Here is a 21502-nt window from a genome sequence, read left to right on the forward strand (position 1 = left end):
TCCTTAAAAATCAGTATTATACGCGCCACCACACAGCGGGTCGTTAGCTCAGTTGGTAGAGCAGTTGGCTTTTAACCAATTGGTCGTAGGTTCGAATCCCACACGACCCACCATTTTAAAAAATCTGGAAGGCCCACGTAAGTGAGGATTTCCGGGTTTTTTTTTGCCCGCGATTTGAGCTCGGCTCAGTCAGGGTGACGCAGGTCAGAATCATCTTTTGCATCCACGGGATATTCTGTAGCCTTGCGCAGCTTCAACGCTATCCACGCCTGATGAATACTCACTCTCCCGGCGGTACCCTGAAGGGTCCGGAGCCGGGTGTATACTCGACTTTCGCGCGAAAGCGCCTGCAGGTCTTGCGAACATGACGCAGATTTCCGAACGCCTTCTGGTTCAAGCCCACCTCGACGCCAAGCAGCCCAAGCCGCTGACCGCCGAGGAAGAGGCTTATTACCGTACTGCCATCGCTGCCGAGCTCAAGGCTCAGGACGCGGTGCTGGTTGCCCACTTCTATTGCGATCCGGTCATTCAGGCCCTGGCCGAAGAAACCGGTGGCTGTGTCTCCGACTCTCTGGAGATGGCCCGCTTCGGCAATGCCCACCCGGCCAAGACTGTGGTGGTCGCCGGTGTGAAGTTCATGGGCGAAACCGCGAAAATCCTCAACCCTGAAAAACGCGTGCTGATGCCGACCCTGGAAGCGACCTGCTCGCTGGACCTGGGTTGCCCGGTGGACGAGTTCTCGGCGTTCTGCGATCAGCATCCGGAACGCACGGTGGTGGTGTATGCCAATACTTCGGCGGCGGTCAAAGCCCGAGCGGACTGGGTGGTGACTTCCAGCTGTGCGCTGGAAATCGTCGAAAGCCTGATGGATAACGGCGAAACTATCATCTGGGCCCCGGACAAGCACTTGGGCACTTACATCCAGCGCAAGACCGGCGCCGACATGCTGCTGTGGGACGGTGCCTGCATTGTCCATGAAGAGTTCAAGGCCAAGCAGCTCGAAGACATGAAAGCGCTGTACCCGGATGCGGCCATTCTGGTGCACCCGGAGTCGCCGACCGCCGTGATCGACTTGGCCGACGCGGTGGGTTCCACCAGTCAGCTGATCGCTGCCGCGCAAAGTCTGCCAAACAAGACCCTGATCGTCGCCACCGACCGCGGCATCTTCTACAAGATGCAGCAGCTGTGCCCGGACAAGGTCTTTATCGAAGCGCCAACGGCCGGTAACGGCGCAGCCTGCCGCAGTTGCGCACATTGCCCGTGGATGGCGATGAACACTCTTGAGCGCACGCTGAAGAGCTTGCGTGAAGGGACGAACGAGATCTTTGTTGATCCGGCGTTGATTCCGCAGGCAGTGCGGCCGTTGAAGCGGATGCTTGATTTCACACAGGCGGCGCGGATGAAGTTGGCCGGCAACGCCTGAGATCTGTCAGTCAAGTCGCAAAAACTGTGGGAGCGGGCTTGCTCGCGAAGAGGGCGTATCAGTCAACATTGATGTTGTCTGACACACCGCCTTCGCGAGCAAGCCCGCTCCCACAGTGATTTTTGTCTGCTGAAATTACTTTGTTTTCTTCGGGATCCGTACAAGCTGGGTATTGGAATAGATGTCATGCCAGCTGCGCTTCTGCTTGTCGAACAGCGACCAGAAGAATCCCAGCCCGAGGCATAGCCAGGACGCGATCGACACCACAAAGCGCAATAGAGCCTGCCACAGGCTGATGGATGAGCCATCGGCGTTTTGCACGCGGATGCCCCAGACCTGCATGCCCAGCGTCTGCCCCGACCAGGTCCAGAACTTGGCGAAGAACCCGAACAGCACGAACAGCAGCACCGTCGATAGCAGCGGATCACCGTCCAGCGCGCCGGCTTCGGTCAAGGCTCGCATTTGGCCTTCGCCGATGATCGCCATCTGGATCATCTTGTAAATGCCGCTGGTGACGATCAGCAGGGCGGTGCATAACAGAAAGTCGTAGAACATCGCTGCCAGACGACGCCCCAGGCCGACGGCGGGGAAGTCGCCCTGTGGGTAGAGCAGGTGTTTCGACATGGCAGCCTCTGAACGGAAAAAGAAGCCATTTTACGGATTTGCGCGCACAAAAAAGCCCCTGATATCAGTATCAGGGGCTTTTTCGTTACAGAAGATCAGGCTTCTGCTTGTACTTCGTCAGCCTGCATGCCTTTCTGGCCTTGCACAGCAACGAAAGTCACTTTCTGGCCTTCTTTCAGGCTCTTGAAGCCGTTGCCCTGAATAGCGCGGAAATGCACGAACAGATCCGGACCGCTTTCTGGAGTGATAAAACCAAAACCTTTCTCGTCGTTAAACCACTTGACGGTACCGCTCTGACGTTGGGACATTTCTTATTTCCTTTGACGCAAAAATGAATGACAGTCTCCTTCTCGTGAAAGAGTACTGGGGCTGGTTGCAGGAGAGTAAGAAGACGTCGAACGGGATGTAGCTAACTTGTAGGCTACTGCCCAGGTCACGATTCCAAGCGACCCATGCAAACACAGTGAACAAACTCTACGCCAACTACGGGAGAAAAAACAAGCCCTGCGAAGGCCCGTATTTCCTTGGGTTGGTGACAATCAGGGAGGCACTAGCGCAGGCTTATTCGATAGAGTTGTTCCAGTTGTTTTCGATCGTTATAAGTAACGTTCATAAACGAAACGTGCGCACTGTTTTATGGCGGCTGCGTTACAGATTAGTGCACTGTTAACGCAGCCGCGTTACTTATAGAAACAGTCAATCAACCGCGATAGTAGCGTTGTGGAACAAATGGCATTTTGCTTACAAGCAAAGGCACCTTTTTCCCACGAACAATTGCCCAAACCGGTGTATCCAGACCGATATAAGCGCTGTCGAGGTAACCCATGGCCAAAGGACCGCCGAGGGTCGGACCGAAGCCGCCGCTGCACACGCTGCCGATGATTTCGCCGGCTTCGTTGACGATCTCTGCACCTTCGCGCACTGGCGTGCGTTCCTGCGGCAGCAGGCCAACGCGTTTGCGGCTGATACCAGTTTGCTGCTGGGCGAACACAGTTTCAGCGCCGGGGAAGCCACCGGCCCGCGCGCCATCGGCACGACGAGGCTTGGAGATGGCCCACAGCAGGCTCGCTTCGATTGGGCTGGTTTCGGTGTTCATGTCGTGGCCGTAGAGGCACAGGCCAGCTTCCAGGCGCAGGGAGTCGCGAGCGCCGAGGCCGATGGCCGCCACTTCCGGTTCGGCCAGCAGGGCACGAGCCAGGGCTTCGGCGTTGGCCGCGGGCACGGAGATTTCGAAACCGTCTTCACCGGTGTAGCCCGAACGGCTGACAAAGCAGTCCACGCCCAACAGCTTCACGCGGGCGAATTGCATGAAGGTCATCTTCGCAACTTCAGGCGCCAGGCGCGCGAGCACGGTGACGGCGGCCGGACCTTGCAGGGCCAGCAGGGCACGTTCTTCGAACAGCGGCTCGATGCTGCACTGCTCGCCGATGTGTTTGCGCAAGTGAGCCAGGTCCTGATCCTTGCAGGCCGCGTTGACCACCAGGAACAGTTCGTCGTTACCGAGGTTGGCGACCATCAGATCGTCGAGGATGCCGCCGGTCTCGTTGGTGAACATCGCGTAACGCTGCATGCCCACTGGCAGGTCGATGATGTCCACCGGCACCAGGGTTTCCAGGGCTTTGGCCGCGTTGGCGCCGGTCAGGCGGATCTGGCCCATGTGCGACACATCGAACAGCCCGGCCTGCTCACGGGTGTGCTGGTGTTCTTTCATCACGCCCAACGGGTATTGCACCGGCATGTCGTAGCCGGCAAACGGCACCATGCGGGCGCCGAGTTCGAGGTGCAGTGCGTGCAACGGGGTTTTCAACAGTTGTTCGGTGGACATATCCAGCTCCTGAAAATAGTGCAGATGCGCGCATCAGCACTCGATAATGTTGACCGCCAAACCGCCACGGGCGGTTTCCTTGTATTTGCTTTTCATGTCGGCGCCGGTCTGGCGCATGGTGCGGATGACTTTGTCGAGGGAGACGAAGTGCTGACCGTCGCCGCGCAGGGCCATGCGCACCGCATTGATGGCCTTGACCGAACCCATGGCGTTGCGCTCGATGCAAGGCACTTGCACCAGCCCGCCAATCGGGTCGCAGGTCAGACCGAGGTTGTGTTCCATGCCGATTTCGGCGGCGTTTTCCACTTGCTGTACCGTACCGCCAAGCACTTCACACAAGGCGCCGGCGGCCATGGAACAGGCGACGCCAACCTCGCCCTGACAGCCGACTTCGGCACCGGAGATCGAGGCGTTTTCCTTGTACAGAATGCCGATTGCGGCGGCCGTCAGTAGAAAGCGCACGACGCCGTCTTCGTTGGCGCCAGGGATGAAGCGCATGTAGTAATGCAGCACTGCCGGAATGATCCCGGCTGCACCGTTGGTGGGCGCAGTGACTACGCGTCCGCCGTTGGCGTTTTCTTCGTTGACCGCCAGGGCATACAGGTTGACCCAGTCCAGCACTGAAAGCGGATCGCGCAGCGACGATTCCGGGTTGTTGCACAATTGCCGATGCAGCGCCGCGGCCCGACGTTTGACCTTCAACCCACCGGGGAGGATGCCTTCGTTGCGGCAACCGGCGGTGACGCAGTCTTGCATCACTTGCCAGATCTTCAGCAAACCGGCCCGGGTTTCCGCTTCGGGGCGCCAGGCACTTTCGTTGGTCAGCATTACCTGACTGATCGACAGGCCGTAAGTGCTGCAATGACCGAGCAGGTCCTTGGCGCTTTTGAACGGGAAGGTCAGTGGTGTGGCGTCTTCGACGATGCGGTCGGCACCGGCGGCGTCTTCATCGACGACAAAACCACCGCCGACCGAGTAGTACTCGCGGCTGCGGATTTGTATGCCCGCCGCATCGAATGCGCGAAAGATCATGCCATTGGGATGATAGGCCAACGGTTTGCGAATCATCGCCAGGTGTTCTTTCTCGTTGAACGCAATGCTGTGTTCGCCGAGCAGGTTCAAGCGACCGCTGCCGCGAATTTCTTGCAGGCGAGCGGCGACGGTTTCGGTATCTACGGTATCCGGGTGTTCGCCTTCCAGGCCCAGCAACACAGCCTTGTCGCTGCCGTGGCCTTTGCCGGTGGCGCCAAGCGAGCCGTAGAGCTCGACTTTGACGCAGGTGGTTGCGGCCAGCAGCCCTTCACGGCGCAGACCTTCGGCGAAGCGCGCAGCAGCACGCATCGGGCCGACGGTGTGGGAGCTGGAGGGGCCGATGCCAATCTTGAACAGGTCGAACACGCTTAACGACATGGTTGTTCTCCGGTTTCTTGTTATAGGCGTAAATATCACGAGGCATGCACCCTGTAGGAGCTGCCGCAGGCTGCGATCTTTTGATCTTGCTCTTGATACCCGAGTGAACTCGAGAAAAAGATCAAAAGATCGCAGCCTGCGGCAGCTCCTACAGGGAGATGTGGTGTTCTTGAAAATGGGGGCGAGCGAACCCGCCCCCTATAGATCAAGCGTAGCTTTCGATCGACGGGCAGGCGCAGACCAGGTTGCGATCGCCGAAGACGTTGTCGACGCGACCGACCGGTGGCCAGTACTTGCCTTCGATCAGCGACGCTACCGGGTACACCGCTTGCTCGCGGCTGTACGGATGCGTCCACTCGCCGACGATTTCCGCGGCGGTGTGCGGTGCGTTTTTCAGCGGGTTGTCGTCCTTGTCCAGCGTGCCGTTTTCCACCGCGCGGATTTCTTCGCGGATGCGGATCATGGCGTCGCAGAAGCGGTCCAGTTCTTCTTTGGATTCGCTTTCGGTCGGCTCGATCATCAACGTGCCGGCCACCGGGAACGACATGGTCGGGGCGTGGAAGCCGAAGTCGATCAGGCGCTTGGCGACGTCATCGACACTGATGCCGCTGCTGTCTTTCAACGGACGCAGGTCAAGGATGCACTCGTGCGCCACCAGGCCATTGCTGCCGGTGTACAACACGGGGTAATGCTCTTCGAGGCGACGGGAAATGTAGTTGGCATTCAGGATCGCCAGTTGCGAAGCACGCTTGAGACCCGCGCCACCCATCATTCGAATGTACATCCAAGTGATCGGCAGAATGCTCGCGCTGCCGAACGGTGCCGCGCAGACCGCGCCTTCCTTGCGTTCCATCTGGGCGTGGCCCGGCAGGAACGGCGTCAGGTGCGACTTGACGCCAATCGGACCGACGCCCGGGCCACCACCGCCGTGGGGAATGCAGAAGGTTTTGTGCAGGTTCAGGTGGGACACGTCGCCGCCGAACTTGCCCGGTGCGCAGAGGCCGACCATGGCGTTCATGTTGGCGCCGTCGATGTAAACCTGGCCGCCGTTGTCGTGAATGATGCCGCAGATTTCGCGGATGCCTTCTTCGAATACGCCGTGGGTCGACGGGTAGGTGATCATCAGCGCAGCGAGGTGTTCGCGGTGCTCGATGGCCTTGGCGCGCAGGTCTTCGATGTCGACGTTGCCGCGGGCATCGCAGGCGGTCACGACTACACGCATGCCAGCCATGTTGGCGGTGGCCGGGTTGGTGCCGTGGGCGGACGACGGGATCAGGCAGATGTCGCGACGGTCTTCGCCACGGCTCTGGTGGTAGGCACGGATCGCCAGCAGACCGGCGTATTCACCCTGGGAACCGGCGTTCGGTTGCAGGGAGATCGAGTCGTAACCGGTGGCGGCACAGAGCATCGCTTCCAGTTCATCGGTCAGCTGCTGATAACCGGCGCTTTGCTCGGCCGGGGCGAATGGGTGCAAGGCACCGAATTCGGCCCAGGTTACCGGAATCATTTCGCTGGCAGCGTTGAGTTTCATGGTGCAGGAACCCAGCGGGATCATGGTGCGATCCAGGGCCAGGTCCTTGTCGGCGAGCTTGCGCAGGTAGCGCATCAGCTCGGTTTCCGAGTGATAACGGTTGAACACCGGGTGGCTGAGGATCGGCGATTGGCGAACCAGCGCGGCCGGGAGGGTGCTTGCAACGCTCGCGGCCAGTGCAGCGAAGTCTGGCAGCGCTTTGCCTTCAGACAGCACGCTCCACAGGGTTTCAACGTCGGCCTGGCTGGTGGTTTCGTCGAGGGACAGACCCAGACGCTCGCTATCCACGACACGCAGGTTGATGCGCTGGGCGCGCGCCTGGTCGTGCAGCTTGGCGGTGTTAACGCCGGTTTTAATTGTCAGCGTGTCGAAGAAGCTTTCTTGCTCGACGGTCAGGCCCAATGCGCTCAAGCCTTTGGCGAGGATCGCGGTCAGGTGATGAATGCGCTTGGCGATCTGCGTCAGGCCTTTCGGGCCGTGGTACACGGCGTACATGCTGGCAATGTTGGCCAGCAGCACTTGCGCGGTGCAGATGTTGCTGGTGGCTTTCTCGCGGCGGATATGTTGCTCGCGGGTCTGCATGGCCAGGCGCAGGGCCGGCTTGCCGAAACGGTCCACGGAAACACCGACCAGACGGCCTGGCATGTCACGCTTGAACGCGTCCTTGGTGGAGAAGTAGGCCGCGTGCGGACCACCGAAACCCAGCGGCACGCCGAAGCGTTGCGCGCTGCCAATGGCCACGTCAGCGCCGAATTCGCCTGGCGGAGTCAGTACGGTCAGGGCCAGCAGGTCAGCGGCAACTGCGACCAGCGCATTAACCGCGTGGAAACGCTCGGTCAGTTCGCGGTAGTCGAACACGTCACCGTTGCTGGCCGGGTATTGCAGCAGGGCGCCGAAGAACGGCGTCACGTCAGTCAGTTCACGCTCGTCGCCGACCACCACGTCGATGCCCAACGGCTCGGCACGGGTGCGCAGCACATCGAGGGTTTGTGGGTGGCAATGCACCGAGGCGAAGAACGCGTGGCTGCCTTTGTTCTTGCTCAGGCGTTTGCAGAAGGTCATGGCTTCGGCAGCGGCGGTGGCTTCGTCGAGCAGCGAGGCGTTGGCGATCGGCAGGCCGGTCAGGTCGCTGATCAGCGTCTGGAAGTTCAGCAGCGCTTCGAGACGGCCTTGGGAAATTTCTGGTTGGTACGGGGTGTAAGCGGTGTACCAGGCCGGGTTTTCCAGCAGGTTGCGCAGGATTGGCGACGGCGTGTGAGTGCCGTAGTAGCCCTGGCCGATGTAGGTCTTGAACAGCTGGTTTTTGCCGGCGATGGATTTGATCAGCGCCAGGGCATCGGCTTCACTCAGGCCGTCTTCCAGGCCGAGGACGCTGGTGCCCTTGATGCTGTCGGGAATGACGCTGGCGCTCAGGGCTTCCAGGGAGTCAAAACCCAGGCTGTTGAGCATGGCTTGCTCGTCGCCGGAACGCGGGCCGATGTGGCGCGCGATGAATTCGTTGGCGGTGCTTAGGTTTACTTGAGTCATGTCAGCGCTCCTCAGGCTTGGGCGATCAGACGGTCGTAAGCGTCTTGATCCAGCAGTTGGCCGACAGCCGAGGCGTCGGTTGGCTGGAAGCGGAAGAACCAGCCTTCGCCCAGCGGATCTTCGTTGACCAGTTCAGGGCTGCTGTCCAGCGCCGGGTTCACTTCCAGCACTTCGCCGTCGAGTGGCATGTACACGCCGCTGGCGGCTTTTACCGATTCCACGGTGGCGGCTTCAGCGCCTTTGTCGTAGGACTGCAGCTCAGGCAGTTGTACGAAAACCACGTCGCCCAGGGCGTTCTGTGCGAAAGCAGTGATACCGACTGTGACGGTGCCGTCAGCTTCGGTGCGCAGCCATTCGTGATCTTCAGTAAAACGCAACTCGCTCATGGAAACTCCTAAGGGGGCCAGACTCGTCTGGTGGACGCGATTGAATGCTTGGGCAAAAAGCCCTTCTTTATAGGTGGTTACTAAGCAAAAACGCGGCCAATGTTGTTTATTCGTTATAAATCAATGGGATATTGGTTTTTGCGGAAAGCGGAGAAGGGCTGGCTGTAGCGAAATCGCTACAGTACAGACTGAAGAAAAAAGCTGAGGTGGATCAAAGCCTTGCACAGCGGTGATCAGGAGAGAGTGTATCGATATCGTTCCACTGTAGCGCTTTCAGTACAGATGGAGGTCGCTTTTACACAGGTTAGAAACCCTTGAATTGAAATCCGACCCGTAGGAGCTGCCGAAGGCTGCGATCTTGTCCCAGGCGCTACAAAGCTAAAGTCAAAAGATCGCAGCCTTCGGCAGCTCCTACATGGATAAGCGCACGGCCCGATACAAGGGTAAGCATGCGACCGAAGGCAGGGGCATTCAGGGCTTGTTGGGTATGCCGTACTTACGCAACCGATGGGCAATCGCAGTGTGGGAGGTTTGCAGGCGGCTGGCCAGTTGACGGGTCGAGGGGTAGCTGACGTAGAGCTTTTCCAGCAGGGTTTTCTCGAACTCTTCCATGGCCTGTTCAAGGCTGTCGACCTCGCTGTCGCTCTGGCGCGCCACGGAGGTGCCGGCGATGTCGAGATCGCCGATGTCCACCAGGCTGCTTTCGCAAATCGCCGCAGCGCGGAAGATCACGTTCTGCAGTTGCCGCACATTGCCCGGCCAGCGATTGCCCAACAGCGCCGGATAAGTGCCCGGCGCCAGGCGACAGACCGGGCGCTGGATCTGCGCGCAAGCCTGCTGCATGAAGTAGCGCGCCAGCAGCAGAATGTCCTGGCCGCGTTCGCGCAACGGCGGGACTTCGACATTCAGCACGTTGAGACGATAGAACAGGTCTTCGCGAAAGGTGCCTTCGCTGACCATTTTTTCCAGATCACGGTGGGTCGCGCTGAGGATCCGCACGTTGACCTTCACTTCGCGATCGCCGCCGACCCGACGGAAGCTGCCGTCGTTGAGAAAGCGCAGTAATTTCGCCTGCAAGTACGGCGACATTTCACCGATCTCGTCGAGAAACACCGTGCCCTGGTTGGCCAGTTCCATCAGTCCCGGTTTGCCGCCCCGTTGCGCGCCGGTGAAGGCGCCAGGGGCGTAGCCGAACAGTTCGCTTTCGGCGAGGTTTTCCGGCAGTGCCGCGCAGTTCAAGGCCAGGAACGGCGAACTGTGGCGGGCGCTGATGGCGTGGCAGGCGCGGGCCACCAGTTCTTTACCGGTGCCGGTTTCGCCCTGGATCAGCAACGGTGCATCGAGGGCGGCGACTCGCTGTGCGCGAGCCTTGAGCGTACGGATCGCCGGGGATTCGCCGAGCAAGGCATCGAAACCTTCGGCGTGGTCGTGGTGCAGCGCCGAGAGGCGTTCGCCGATGCGGTTCGGTTGATACAGGGTCAGCAGCGCGCCGGCGTCGGTGATCGGCGTGGCGTCCAGCAGCAGGGTCTGGCCGTTGACGGTGATCTCCCTCAGCGGCAGGCGGAAGCCGTTTTCCAGCAATGCGTCGAGCAACGCCGGGTCGGCAAACAGCTCGCTGATGCTTTCACCTGCCGGTTCGCGGCCGTACAGGGCAATCAATGCCGGGTTGGCCAGAAGCACCTTGCCAGCGCTGTCGAGGGCCAACACCGGGTCGGTCATGGCGGCGAGCAACGCGTCGAGCTGTAAGTGACGGCGCTGGCCGGGAAGGATGTCGACCACCGTCACCGCTTGCACGCCGCGCACGCTGAACAGCGCGTCGCGCAGCTCTTCGAGCACTGCCGGGCTCAAGGTCGGGGCGTCGATGTAGACGTTGGGCGGCACCATTTCCACCGCATCCAGATTGAGATTGCGCCCACCGAGCAGGGCCAGGACTTCCTGGGTGATGCCGACGCGGTCGATGAAGCTGACGTGGATACGCATGGGGCGGTTGGGTTCTGGAGTGCGGAGGGTGGCAAGTATGCCTTGGGGCGGGTCTTAGGTGAAATGTACGTGCTAATTGTAGGAGCGAGGCTTGCCCGCGAAGAGGCCATCGAGACCGCTAAAAGCTTCGCGGGCAAGCCTCGCTCCTACAGGTCGTGTGTCGCGGTCTTTCAGTCGGTTTCCATAGCGAATGAAAGTCCGTCATCGCGAGCAAGCCCGCTCCCACAAGGTCAGTGGGTTATTCGAAGTTCTCGAGGTTTACCGGGTCGCCGGATTTCATATCCAACTGCTTCCGGATGTCTTCAAACATTAAGTCGTAATGCTTGTGAATCGAGCCGATCTGGCTGTGTGTTTTCGGGATTCCGTACTTCTCGGCGATTTTTGTCACGTTGTTGGCGAAGTTGTAAGCCTCCTCCTTGGGCAGAAAGAAGGTCTCCTTCATGTCCTTTCCCTGCATGCTGCCGTGCAGGGTGAACAGCATCCCTTTGCCTTTCTTGGGATCCTGCGTGACCTCATAGTCAAGGTGCACGTTGTAGTTGACATCATCCGGGGTCAGCGCGTGGCGCTCGATGTGCAGATGACCGGGCTCAAACGTTGCCATTGACGTCTCTCCTTACAAGTAAGTTATGCCAGGTGTCGCCGTACTGATACGCGTGCCGGCCTTGCCCTGGACGATCGCCTCGATATCCGAGAGTGAACCGATCACTGCGGTTTTTCCAGTATGGCGGGCGAACTCGCAGGCCGCCTGGACCTTTGGTCCCATGGAGCCGGCCGCGAAGCCGAGTTTTTCCATGTCATCCGGGTGGGCCTGGGCGATGGCTTTCTGGGTGGGTTTGCCGAAGTCGATGAACGCCGCGCTAACGTCGGTGGCAATCACCAACAGATCGCTTTCAAGTTGTTCGGCCAGCAGCGCTGAGCACAGGTCCTTGTCGATCACCGCTTCCACGCCCTGCAGTTTGCCACTGGCGGCGTACATCGTCGGGATGCCGCCACCGCCGGCGCAAATCACAATGCTGCCTTTTTCCAGCAGCCACTTGATCGGGCGGATTTCGAAGATGCGTTTCGGTCTCGGGCTGGCGACCACGCGGCGGAATTTGTCGCCGTCCGGAGCAATCGCCCAGCCTTTCTCTGCGGCGAGTTTCTCTGCTTCGGCCTTGGTGTAGACCGGGCCGATGGGTTTGCTGGGGGCCTGGAACGCCGGGTCGTTGGCGTCGACTTCGACCTGGGTCAGCAGGGTGGCGAACGGGACTTCGAAGTCCAGCAGGTTGCCCAGTTCCTGTTCGATGATGTAGCCGATCATGCCTTCGGTTTCGGCACCGAGCACGTCCAGCGGGTAAGCGGAAACCTGGGTGTAGGCCGCGGCTTGCAGCGACAGTAGGCCAACTTGCGGGCCATTACCGTGAGCGATCACCAGTTGATTGCCGGGATAAACCTTGGCGATCTGTTCGGTGGCGATCCGGATGTTGGCGCGCTGGTTGTCCGCGGTCATGGGTTCACCCCGGCGGAGCAGGGCGTTACCGCCCAGAGCAACGACGATACGCATAATGCAGTCCTTCTAAATAGAGGGCGGGGAACTCGATCTCCCTGTGGGAACCGGGTTTGTGTGGGAGCGGGCTTGCTCGCGAAGGCGGCGTGTCAGTCGACATCAATGTTCCCTGTCAGACCGCTTTCGCGAGCAAGCCCGCTCCCACATTGACCGTGTTTCGTCAGGGAGACCCGAGTGAGCCGTTAGATATCCGCCAGTGCCGACACCAGGATCGCCTTGATGGTGTGCATGCGGTTTTCCGCTTGCTCGAAGGCGATGTTGGCCGGTGATTCGAAGACTTCTTCGGTCACTTCAACCCCGTTGGCCAGGTGCGGATAGCGCGCGGCGATGTCTTTGCCGACCTTGGTTTCACTGTTGTGGAACGCTGGCAGGCAGTGCATGAACTTCACGCGCGGGTTGCCCGAGGCTTTCATCATTTCGGCGTTGACTTGGTACGGCAGCAGTTGCTCGATGCGTTCGTCCCACGCTTCCACCGGCTCACCCATCGACACCCAGATGTCGGTGTGAATGAAGTCCACGCCCTTGACCGCTGCTTTCGGGTCTTCGGTGATGGTGATGCGCGCGCCGCTTTCGGCGGCGAAGGCCTGGCACTGATCGATGAAGTCCTGATGCGGCCACAGCGCTTTCGGTGCAGCGATGCGCACGTCCATGCCGAGCTTGGCGCCGATCATCAGCAGCGAATTGCCCATGTTGTAGCGCGCGTCGCCGAGGTAGGCATAGCTGATGTCGTGCAGCGGTTTGTCGCTGTGTTCACGCATGGTCAGGGTGTCGGCGATCATTTGCGTCGGGTGGAATTCAGCGGTCAGACCGTTGAACACCGGCACGCCAGCGAACTTCGCCAGCTCTTCGACGATTTCCTGTTCGAAGCCGCGGTACTCGATGGCATCGAACATCCGCCCGAGCACGCGGGCGGTGTCTTTCATGCTTTCCTTGTGGCCGATTTGCGACGACACCGGGTCGATGTAGGTGACGTGGGCGCCCTGATCGTGGGCCGCGACTTCGAAGGCGCACCGGGTGCGGGTCGAGGTTTTTTCGAAGATCAGCGCGATGTTTTTGCCTTGCAGGTGTGGACGCTCGGTGCCGGTGTATTTGGCGCGTTTGAGGTCACGGGACAGGTCCAGCAGGTAATTCAGCTCGCGAGTGGTGTGGTGCATCAAACTCAGCAGGCTGCGATTGCGCATATTAAAAGCCATGATTGGATCTCCTTTGGTATCGGTTATCCCCCGGGCCGCGCTGGATAAGCGGCGGCCAGGGTTTGAAAGTTAATAGTCGATAGGGTCGCGAATGATCGGGCAGGTCATGCAGTGGCCACCGCCACGCCCGCGACCGAGTTCACCGGCGCTGATGGTGATGACCTCGATGCCAGCCTTGCGCAGCAGAGTGTTGGTGTAGGTGTTGCGGTCGTAACCGATCACCACGCCTGGTTCCACCGCCACCACGTTATTGCCGTCGTCCCATTGCTCGCGTTCGGCGGCGAAGCTGTTGCCGCCGGTTTCGACGACGCGCAGCGCTTTCAGGTTGAGGGCCTTGGCCACGGTGTCGAGGAAGCTGGTTTCTTCGCGGCGGATATCGACGCCGCCCGGTTTGCTTTCATCAGGGCGCACGCTGAAGGCGACGATCTGGTTCACCACTTCCGGGAAAATGGTCACGAGGTCGCGGTCGCAGAAGCTGAACACGGTGTCCAGGTGCATCGCTGCGCGGGACTTCGGCAGGCCGGCGACGATCACCCGCTCGACCGCCTTGTTCTTGAACAGGTTGACCGCCAATTGGCCGATGGCCTGTCGGGACGAACGCTCGCCCATGCCGATCAACACCACGCCGTTGCCGATCGGCATCACGTCGCCGCCCTCAAGGGTGGCGCTGCCATGGTCCTGATCCGGATCGCCGTACCAGATCTGGAAGTCGGCGTTGGTGAATTGCGGGTGGAATTTGTAGATGGCAGTGGCCAGTAACGTTTCCTGACGGCGCGCCGGCCAGTACATCGGGTTCAACGTCACGCCGCCGTAGATCCAGCAGGTGGTGTCGCGGGTGAACTGGGTGTTGGGCAGCGGCGGCAGAATGAAGCTGGAGTGACCAAGAAATTCGCGAAACATCTGAATGGTCTTGCCGCCGAAGCTGTCCGGCAGGTCATCGGCGGAGACGCCGCCAATCAGGAATTCGGCAATCTTTCTCGGCTCCAGGCTACGCAGCCAGGAACCTGTTTCGTTGACCAGCCCAAGGCCGACCGAGTTGGCGGTGATCTTGCGTTCCAGAATCCAGTCCAGTGCTTCTGGAATGGCGACGATGTCGGTCAGCAGGTTGTGCATTTCCAGCACATCGATGTTGCGTTCGCGCATCTTGGTGACAAAGTCGAAATGGTCACGCTTGGCTTGAGCAACCCACAGCACATCATCAAAAAGCAGTTCGTCACAGTTGTTCGGGGTCAGCCGCTGGTGGGCCAGGCCGGGGGAGCAAACCATGACTTTGCGCAGTTTGCCGGCTTCGGAATGGACGCCGTACTTAACTTTTTCGGTGGTCATTACAGTGATCCTCCAGATGACAAATGGGTCAGGTGTTACAGAGTCAGGAAGCCGTCATACAGCCCGTAAGCCGCCACCAGGGCGCCCACGACTACGGCGGCGAAAATCAGCTTCTCGACGTTGGTGAAAACCGGTTTGTTGACTTCAAGCTTGGCCTTGGCGAACAGGATTGCGCCGGGCGCATAGAGCAGGGCGGAGAGCAGCAGGTATTTGACGCCGCCGGCATAGATCAGCCAGACCGCGTAGATCAATGCGACGGCGCCGATGAACAGGTCTTTCCTGCGCTCGGCTATAGCGTTTTCATAGCTCTCGCCGCGCACCGCCAGCAGCAGCGCATAAGCCGCCGACCACAGGTACGGCACCAGAATCATCGAAGTGGCGAGGTAGATCAGCGACAGATAAGTGCTGGCCGAGAACAGCGTGATGATCAGGAACAGCTGGACCATGGCGTTGGTCAGCCACAGCGCGTTGACCGGCACATGGTTGGCGTTTTCCTTGCGCAGGAAGGCCGGCATGGTGTGGTCCTTGGCGGCAGCGAACATGATCTCCGCACACAGCAGCACCCACGACAGCAGCGCACCCAGCAACGAGATGATCAGGCCGACGCTGATCAGCACCGCGCCCCAATGACCGACTACATGTTCCAGCACCGCGGCCATGGACGGGTTCTGCAGTTTGGCCAATTCCGGTTGGGTCATGATCCCGAGCGACAGCACGTTCACCAGCACCAGGAACAGCAGCACGGTGATGAAACCGATGACGGTGGCTTTACCAACGTCGCTGCGTTTTTCCGCGCGGGCCGAGAAGATGCTCGCGCCTTCGATGCCGATGAACACCCACACGGTGACCAGCATCATCTTGCGCACCTGGTTCATCACGCTGCCCAGGTCAGGGTTTTTCACGCCCCAGATGTCGGCGGTGAAGATGTCCAGTTTGAACGCGAAAATCGCGATCAGGACAAACAGCAGCAGCGGTACGATTTTGGCGACGGTGGTCACCAGGTTAATGAACGCTGCTTCCTTGATTCCGCGCAATACCAGGAAATGCACACCCCAGAGCAGCACCGACGCACCGATCACGGCAGCGACAGTATTTCCCTCGCCAAAAATGGGGAAGAAGTAGCCGAGGGTGCTGAACAAAAGTACGAAGTAACCAACGTTACCCAGCCAGGCGCTGATCCAGTAACCCCAAGCGGACGAGAAACCCATGTAGTCGCCGAAACCGGCCTTGGCGTAGGCGTAAACACCGCCGTCCAGATCAGGTTTTCGATTAGCGAGGGTCTGGAACACGAAGGCCAGGGTCAACATGCCCACTGCGGTAATTGCCCAACCGATAAGAACGGCACCGACGTCTGCACTGGCGGCCATGTTCTGGGGCAAAGAGAAGATCCCGCCACCAATCATTGAGCCGACAACCAATGCAACCAAGGCGCCGAGTTTCAGTTTTCCGGGGGATTCAGACATTGCATGACTCCAGTGCAGGAGAAGAGAGAAAACAGGTTAGTTTTGTTCGCTGTTCAATCATCTGACTTAGATCAATGCATGGTCACATTCCATTGTTAAGTAAAGAGTTATGGGGCTTTTACAGGTATAAGGCTAATGCCCGGAAAGCCCTGTGCAGAGGCCTCGGATAAAAGTGAAAGAAATAAAGCGTATCAGTTGAAGTTTAGACGCTAGTTTGTTTTTTTGTTTTGGCAAGTATTGGTCGTTTGATTTTGCAGTGATATTGATTTATTAGGATCTACCGACAAAACCGCTATTTCCGGATGCTGCAATAGCGTGATCAGTTATAAATAAAGGCAAGATTGGCGTTAATTGATAAACGTTATTACGCTTTATCTATTTAGTAAAAAACCGACTATGTGACGGTCTCGCGGCGATAGCGCGGCGGGGTTAATGGAGACGCCGAATGTCGCAACCGACGCAAAAGCTTCGCCTGAGTGCGCTGATCGCTTTGGTGGTGGGATCGATGGTTGGCGGCGGGATTTTTTCCTTACCGCAAAACATGGCGGCGCGTGCCGATGCCGGGGCGATATTGATTGGTTGGGCGATCACTGCAGTGGGCATGCTGACCCTGGCTTTCGTCTTTCAGACCCTGGCCAATCGCAAGCCGGAACTGGACTCCGGGGTATATGCCTACGCCAAGGCCGGTTTCGGCGATTACATGGGTTTTTCCTCCGCCTGGGGATACTGGATCAGCGCCTGGCTGGGCAATGTCGGTTATTTCGTGCTGCTGTTCAGCACGCTCGGTTATTTCTTTCCGGTGTTTGGCCAAGGCAACACGCCGATCGCCATCGGCTGCGCGTCGGTGCTGCTGTGGGCGGTGCATTTTCTGGTGCTGCGCGGAATCAAGGAGGCGGCGTTCATCAATCAACTGACCACCGTGGCCAAGATCGTGCCGCTGATCATGTTCATCGTCATCGCCGCTGTGGCTTTCAAGGCGGACATCTTCACCCGCGACATTTGGGGCCGCAGCAACCCGAATTTCGGCGGCGTGATGGACCAAGTGCGCAACATGATGCTGGTCACCGTGTTCGTGTTCATCGGTATCGAAGGCGCCAGTGTGTATTCGGCGAGGGCGCAGAAACGTTCGGACGTGGGCCGGGCGACGGTCATCGGTTTTATCGGGGTATTGGCGCTGCTGGTGCTGGTGAACGTGTTATCCCTCGGGATCATGAGCCAACCGGAATTGGCCACCTTGCAGAACCCGTCGCTGGCTGCGGTACTGGAACATATCGTCGGCCCTTGGGGCGCGTTGCTGATCAGCATCGGCTTGGCGATTTCGCTGCTGGGGGCCTTGTTGTCGTGGGCGCTGCTGTGCGCTGAAATCCTCTTCGCCACCGCGAAAGACAAGACCATGCCAGCCTTCCTGAAAAAGGAGAACGCCAACCATGTGCCGGTCAATGCGCTGTGGCTGACCAACGTGATGATCCAGATTTTTCTGCTGATCACACTGTTTTCCGCCGGCACTTACACCAGCCTGATTTACCTCGCCTCATCGATGATTCTGGTGCCGTACCTGTGGTCGGCGGCGTATGCGGTGTTGTTGAGCGGGCGAGGGGAAACCTATGAGCATGCGTCGGCCGAGCGCACGAAAGACTTGCTGATCGGCGGCATTGCCCTGTCTTACGCGGTTTGGTTGTTGTATGCCGGGGGCGTGAAATACCTGCTGCTTTCGGCGTTGTTGTATGCACCGGGGGTGATTCTGTTTGCCCAGGCCAAACGGGAACAGGGCAGGCCGTTGTTTACGTTGGTGGAGAAGGGAATTTTCAGCTGTGTGGTTGCCGGGGCGGGGTTGGCGGCGTATGGGTTGTACAGCGGGATACTGTCTTTGTGATCCGGTATTTGCGGTGACTGTTCGGGCCTCATCGCGGGCAAGCCACGCTCCCACAGGTGATATGTGTTCTCCTGTGGGAGCGTGGCTTGCCCGCGATAGCTATCTGATGGTCACCACCACTGCGCGCGATGGGAACCCAATTCCCCGGCCGGCAGCGCCCACTGCAGCGGTGTCCCGGTGATTTTCAGTGGCACCTGCAGTCGGTGGGCCGGTCCCCATGGTGTCTGCTCAACCAACATCCCTTGATCGTTGTCATCCTCCGCCCGCAACGCCTCATCGGTCCCCGCGCCATGTTCAATAAGCAATTTGGCGGTCCGCGCCAACGACAACCTGGCCGACCCGCCACGACCCAATAACGTGATCGCCGTAGCCGCCATCAAATACCCGGTGGCGTGATCAAGCGCCTGCACCGGCAGCGGTGTCGGTTTGTTCGCTTTCTTCCACTGCATCCCCTTTTCGGCAATCCCGCTGCTCATCTGTACCAAACTGTCGAACCCTCGACGGTTCTGCCAGGGGCCGCTCCAACCGTAGGCGTTGAGGCACACATCAATCAGGCCCGGTGCCAGTTTTTGCCGCGCGGCGACACCGTAACCCAACCTTTCCAATGCATCGGCGCGGTAGCCGTGGAGCAAGATATCGGCGTCCTTGAGCAGACTTTCGAACACTGCGCGGTCGTTATTGTTGTGCAAGTCCAGGCGCGCACAGCGTTTGCCCAAAGTGACTTCCGGCACCACACCCGGTTCGTTCCAGGTTGGAGGGTCGATGCGCAAAACATCGGCACCGAGGCCGGCGAGAAATCGGCTGGCGATGGGGCCGGCCAACACGCGGGTCAAATCCAGCACCTTGATGCCCGCCAGCGGTTGCGCCACCGAACCCCGCCACGGCTTCGCGTTTTCGCCGCTGTCGGCGCTGTACTGAATCAACGGCTCGGCGTTCACCGCCAAACCTTGGGGATGCGCTTGCCATTGCGACCAGCTGCGCATTTCGGCCGCGCAACCACCGGCATCAACTACGGCCTGTTCCAGATCACTTTTCACCCATTGCGCAACCTTGCTCGCCATCGCGGCGCGGTCGGCACAGGCGCCGAGCACGCTTTCAGCGGCGGCACGATGATGAGGCGCATTGGTGTGCAGGCGGATCCAGCCGTCCTTGGTCGCATAGTCACCGGCAACCGGGTCCCACAACGGTGGAACGCTCCAGCCCACGGGGCGGATCGACGTCGCGAACCAGAACGACGCCAGGCGGCGGTCGACTTCAAGGGTAGGCAAACGGCCGGTGTGTTGTTGCAGCCATTCACTGACAGCCTGACCGGCAGCGGCAATGCTCGCGCAGGCAAGGTCGGTGACGGCAAACGCCGAGGGCAGGGCGCCACTCGAGGTAAACGGGATTGGGGTGTGCGGCAAGCCGAGCGCGGCTTGAATAGACGTGAGTAAACCAGTCATCGAAGGCCCTCCGGAGCGAGAGCCCGAGCATAGATCAAAATACCGCTCGATTAGATGAAAACGCCGATCGCCGGCCGAATACCCGACCCTGTGGGAGCTGGCTTGCCTGCGATGGCGGTGTATCAGCCAATAGGATTCGGCTGACACACCGCCATCGCAGGCAAGCCAGCTCCCACAAGGATTTCTGATTGTTGCTAAACCCGGAACTGGTCACGCTTCATCCACGCCCCAGCAGATAGGTCGCGTAATCCGGGATGCGGTGTTCGTGAGCCTGATCCATCAACGGGCTGCTGAGCAGGTAATCGGCGCTGCACTCGTTGCAGGCCACCGGGATGTTCCACACCGCCGCGACCCGCAGCAGCGCCTTGATGTCCGGGTCGTGGGGTTGCGGTTCGAACGGGTCCCAGAAGAACACCAGCATATCGACCCGCTGCTCGGCGATTCGCGCGCCCAGTTGCTGGTCGCCGCCCAGCGGACCGCTGATCATGCTTTCCACTGGCAGGTCGAGGCGTTGTTGCAACAACAACCCCGTCGTGCCGGTGGCGACCAGTTCATGCTGCGCGAGTTTGTCTTTCTGCCGCTCGGCCCAGTCCAGCAAAAATACTTTGCAGTGGTCGTGGGCAACCAGGGCGATACGCTTGCGCGCTGCCAGGGTTTGTTGCGTAAAGCTGATACCGATCATCGGTGGCTGCTCCCAGGCGTAATGCGCCTGCGACAATGCATTTTCGCCGTTGCAAATACCTGGTAGGAGCTGCCGCAGGCTGCGATCTTTTGATCCTGGCGGCTGTGAGGCCGACAAAAAATCAAGATCAAAAGATCGCAGCCTGCGGCAGCTCCTACAGGTCCGCGTCGACACAGGTGTCGAGCTGTTTATTCTGCGTTGCAGAGCGCCAGGCAGTTATCGAGCATGCGGTTGGAGAAGCCCCATTCGTTGTCGTACCAGGCCAGCACTTTGAGCAGCTTGCCGCTGGACTTGGTGTGGTTGGCGTCGAAGATCGACGACAGCGGGTTGTGGTTGAAGTCGCTGGAAACCAGCGGCAGGGTGTTGTAACCGAGGATCTTCGAGTGCTGGCTGGCGTGTTTGAGCATCGCGTTGACTTCATCGGCCGACGCTTCACGCTTGAGCTGCACGGTCAGGTCCACCAGCGATACGTTGATCACTGGAACACGCACCGCCATGCCGGTCAGTTTGCCTGCCAGTTCCGGCAGCACCAGGCCGACCGCTTCAGCGGCGCCGGTCTTGCTCGGGATCATGTTCTGGGTGGCGGAACGGGCACGGTACGGGTCGGTGTGGTAGACGTCGGTCAGGTTCTGGTCGTTGGTGTAGGCATGGATGGTGGTCATCAGACCGCTTTCGATGCCCAGCTCGCGGTGCAGCACCTGGGCCACCGGGGCCAGGCAGTTGGTGGTGCACGAGGCGTTGGAAATGATCTGGTGCGATTGGCGCAGAATGTCGTGGTTAACCCCATAAACCACGGTGGCGTCAGCGCCTTTGGCCGGGGCCGAGATGATCACTTTGCGCGCGCCGGCCGTAATATGCGCGGCGGCTTTGGCACGGTCGGTGAACAGACCGGTGCATTCGAACACGACGTCGACCTTTTCCGCGGCCCAAGGCAATTCGGCCGGGTTGCGAATGGCGCTGACCGAAATACGGTCGCCGTTGACGGTCAGGCTTTCCTGATCGTGCTGGACATCGGCATCGAATGTGCCGTGAACGGTGTCGTACTTGAGCAGGTGAGCATTCATCGAGCTGTCGCCCAGGTCGTTGATCGCTACGATCTGCAGATCCTGACGATAACCTTGGGTATACAGTGCGCGTAGGACATTACGGCCGATACGGCCAAAACCATTGATTGCGATTCGAAGAGTCATTTACAGCGCCGCCGTCGTTTTGTTGTTGGAATTACAAGATTATTCGCAAAAAAATAGAAAACAAGCCTTTTTAGTGGCAAT

17 protein-coding genes and 1 tRNA gene are annotated in these 21502 nt (G+C 59.4%); 3 read left to right on the forward strand and 15 right to left on the reverse strand.

The genetic code is table 11. From position 1 onward, the window contains the following. The first annotated feature begins 37 nt into the window (after positions 1-37). Both TU81_RS14010 and nadA read left to right on the forward strand, forming a co-directional pair. Positions 38-113: transfer RNA gene (locus TU81_RS14010), tRNA-Lys, on the forward strand. A 251-nt stretch (positions 114-364) separates the two neighbouring features. Next, on the forward strand, positions 365-1423 hold the full coding sequence (nadA, locus tag TU81_RS14015) for a quinolinate synthase NadA (RefSeq protein WP_048395651.1): 1059 nt from the start codon (positions 365-367) through the stop codon (positions 1421-1423). A gap of 135 nt (positions 1424-1558) precedes the next feature. Here the strand turns inward: nadA and TU81_RS14020 are convergent, their stop codons facing one another. The 12 genes from TU81_RS14020 to arcD (TU81_RS14075) form a co-directional block, all read right to left on the reverse strand. Then, positions 1559-2047 (reverse strand): RDD family protein, encoded by a 489-nt coding sequence (locus tag TU81_RS14020; RefSeq protein WP_007903319.1) that lies wholly within the window; start codon positions 2045-2047, stop codon positions 1559-1561. Positions 2048-2142: 95 nt separating this feature from the next. Further along, the gene (locus TU81_RS14025) at positions 2143-2355 is read right to left on the reverse strand and encodes a cold-shock protein (RefSeq protein ID WP_003175786.1); all 213 of its coding nucleotides are present in this window, start codon (positions 2353-2355) and stop codon (positions 2143-2145) included. A 392-nt stretch (positions 2356-2747) separates the two neighbouring features. Next, entirely contained in the window at positions 2748-3872 is a 1125-nt protein-coding gene (gcvT, locus tag TU81_RS14030) for a glycine cleavage system aminomethyltransferase GcvT (protein WP_038981964.1), read from the reverse strand. Between the two features lie 33 nt (positions 3873-3905). Further along, a complete protein-coding gene (locus TU81_RS14035) occupies positions 3906-5282 on the reverse strand; it encodes an L-serine ammonia-lyase (protein ID WP_038981965.1) in 1377 nt (458 codons plus the stop codon). Positions 5283-5487: 205 nt separating this feature from the next. After that, positions 5488-8340, reverse strand: a complete 2853-nt coding sequence (gene gcvP / locus TU81_RS14040) for an aminomethyl-transferring glycine dehydrogenase (protein WP_048395653.1) — start codon at positions 8338-8340, stop codon at positions 5488-5490. Positions 8341-8351: 11 nt separating this feature from the next. Then, positions 8352-8726 (reverse strand): glycine cleavage system protein GcvH, encoded by a 375-nt coding sequence (gcvH, locus tag TU81_RS14045; RefSeq protein ID WP_030131840.1) that lies wholly within the window; start codon positions 8724-8726, stop codon positions 8352-8354. A 471-nt stretch (positions 8727-9197) separates the two neighbouring features. Beyond that, positions 9198-10706 (reverse strand): sigma-54-dependent transcriptional regulator, encoded by a 1509-nt coding sequence (locus TU81_RS14050; RefSeq protein ID WP_038981967.1) that lies wholly within the window; start codon positions 10704-10706, stop codon positions 9198-9200. 238 nt (positions 10707-10944) lie between these two features. Then, positions 10945-11307, reverse strand: a complete 363-nt coding sequence (locus TU81_RS14055; protein ID WP_038981968.1) for a DUF5064 family protein — start codon at positions 11305-11307, stop codon at positions 10945-10947. A gap of 12 nt (positions 11308-11319) precedes the next feature. Further along, complete coding sequence (gene arcC, locus TU81_RS14060; protein WP_038981969.1) at positions 11320-12249, reverse strand: carbamate kinase; 930 nt, start codon at positions 12247-12249, stop codon at positions 11320-11322. Between the two features lie 185 nt (positions 12250-12434). After that, a complete protein-coding gene (locus TU81_RS14065) occupies positions 12435-13445 on the reverse strand; it encodes an ornithine carbamoyltransferase (RefSeq protein WP_038981970.1) in 1011 nt (336 codons plus the stop codon). A gap of 69 nt (positions 13446-13514) precedes the next feature. Continuing rightward, complete coding sequence (gene arcA, locus TU81_RS14070) at positions 13515-14771, reverse strand: arginine deiminase (protein WP_038981971.1); 1257 nt, start codon at positions 14769-14771, stop codon at positions 13515-13517. A gap of 35 nt (positions 14772-14806) precedes the next feature. After that, positions 14807-16234, reverse strand: a complete 1428-nt coding sequence (arcD, locus tag TU81_RS14075) for an arginine-ornithine antiporter (protein WP_038981972.1) — start codon at positions 16232-16234, stop codon at positions 14807-14809. 445 nt (positions 16235-16679) lie between these two features. Between arcD (TU81_RS14075) and arcD (TU81_RS14080) the strand changes: the two genes are divergently transcribed. Further along, positions 16680-18107, forward strand: coding sequence for an arginine-ornithine antiporter (gene arcD, locus TU81_RS14080; protein ID WP_038981973.1), 1428 nt, complete (start codon positions 16680-16682; stop codon positions 18105-18107). Positions 18108-18217: 110 nt separating this feature from the next. Here the strand turns inward: arcD (TU81_RS14080) and TU81_RS14085 are convergent, their stop codons facing one another. The 3 genes from TU81_RS14085 to gap all read right to left on the reverse strand — a co-directional run bounded on the left by TU81_RS14085 (position 18218) and on the right by gap (position 21421). Next, the gene (locus TU81_RS14085; protein ID WP_048395657.1) at positions 18218-19549 is read right to left on the reverse strand and encodes a CoA transferase; all 1332 of its coding nucleotides are present in this window, start codon (positions 19547-19549) and stop codon (positions 18218-18220) included. 217 nt (positions 19550-19766) lie between these two features. Continuing rightward, positions 19767-20231, reverse strand: a complete 465-nt coding sequence (locus tag TU81_RS14090; RefSeq protein WP_048395659.1) for a methylglyoxal synthase — start codon at positions 20229-20231, stop codon at positions 19767-19769. Between the two features lie 188 nt (positions 20232-20419). Then, positions 20420-21421, reverse strand: a complete 1002-nt coding sequence (gap, locus tag TU81_RS14095; protein WP_048395661.1) for a type I glyceraldehyde-3-phosphate dehydrogenase — start codon at positions 21419-21421, stop codon at positions 20420-20422. Between the last annotated feature and the right edge of the window lie 81 nt (positions 21422-21502).

The sequence above is a fragment of the Pseudomonas lini genome (assembly GCF_001042905.1).
GTDB lineage: Bacteria > Pseudomonadota > Gammaproteobacteria > Pseudomonadales > Pseudomonadaceae > Aquipseudomonas > Aquipseudomonas lini.

What these genes read in the sequence shown, in the direction of transcription:
- nadA (WP_048395651.1), top strand. Translation starts at nt 365, where the DNA reads ATGACGCAGATTTCCGAACGCCTTCTGGTTCAAGCCCACCTCGACGCC.
- TU81_RS14020 (WP_007903319.1), bottom strand. Translation starts at nt 2,047, where the DNA reads ATGTCGAAACACCTGCTCTACCCACAGGGCGACTTCCCCGCCGTCGGC.
- TU81_RS14025 (WP_003175786.1), bottom strand. Translation starts at nt 2,355, where the DNA reads ATGTCCCAACGTCAGAGCGGTACCGTCAAGTGGTTTAACGACGAGAAA.
- gcvT (WP_038981964.1), bottom strand. Translation starts at nt 3,872, where the DNA reads ATGTCCACCGAACAACTGTTGAAAACCCCGTTGCACGCACTGCACCTC.
- TU81_RS14035 (WP_038981965.1), bottom strand. Translation starts at nt 5,282, where the DNA reads ATGTCGTTAAGCGTGTTCGACCTGTTCAAGATTGGCATCGGCCCCTCC.
- gcvP (WP_048395653.1), bottom strand. Translation starts at nt 8,340, where the DNA reads ATGACTCAAGTAAACCTAAGCACCGCCAACGAATTCATCGCGCGCCAC.
- gcvH (WP_030131840.1), bottom strand. Translation starts at nt 8,726, where the DNA reads ATGAGCGAGTTGCGTTTTACTGAAGATCACGAATGGCTGCGCACCGAA.
- TU81_RS14050 (WP_038981967.1), bottom strand. Translation starts at nt 10,706, where the DNA reads ATGCGTATCCACGTCAGCTTCATCGACCGCGTCGGCATCACCCAGGAA.
- TU81_RS14055 (WP_038981968.1), bottom strand. Translation starts at nt 11,307, where the DNA reads ATGGCAACGTTTGAGCCCGGTCATCTGCACATCGAGCGCCACGCGCTG.
- arcC (WP_038981969.1), bottom strand. Translation starts at nt 12,249, where the DNA reads ATGCGTATCGTCGTTGCTCTGGGCGGTAACGCCCTGCTCCGCCGGGGT.
- TU81_RS14065 (WP_038981970.1), bottom strand. Translation starts at nt 13,445, where the DNA reads ATGGCTTTTAATATGCGCAATCGCAGCCTGCTGAGTTTGATGCACCAC.
- arcA (WP_038981971.1), bottom strand. Translation starts at nt 14,771, where the DNA reads ATGACCACCGAAAAAGTTAAGTACGGCGTCCATTCCGAAGCCGGCAAA.
- arcD (WP_038981972.1), bottom strand. Translation starts at nt 16,234, where the DNA reads ATGTCTGAATCCCCCGGAAAACTGAAACTCGGCGCCTTGGTTGCATTG.
- arcD (WP_038981973.1), top strand. Translation starts at nt 16,680, where the DNA reads ATGTCGCAACCGACGCAAAAGCTTCGCCTGAGTGCGCTGATCGCTTTG.
- TU81_RS14085 (WP_048395657.1), bottom strand. Translation starts at nt 19,549, where the DNA reads ATGACTGGTTTACTCACGTCTATTCAAGCCGCGCTCGGCTTGCCGCAC.
- TU81_RS14090 (WP_048395659.1), bottom strand. Translation starts at nt 20,231, where the DNA reads ATGATCGGTATCAGCTTTACGCAACAAACCCTGGCAGCGCGCAAGCGT.
- gap (WP_048395661.1), bottom strand. Translation starts at nt 21,421, where the DNA reads ATGACTCTTCGAATCGCAATCAATGGTTTTGGCCGTATCGGCCGTAAT.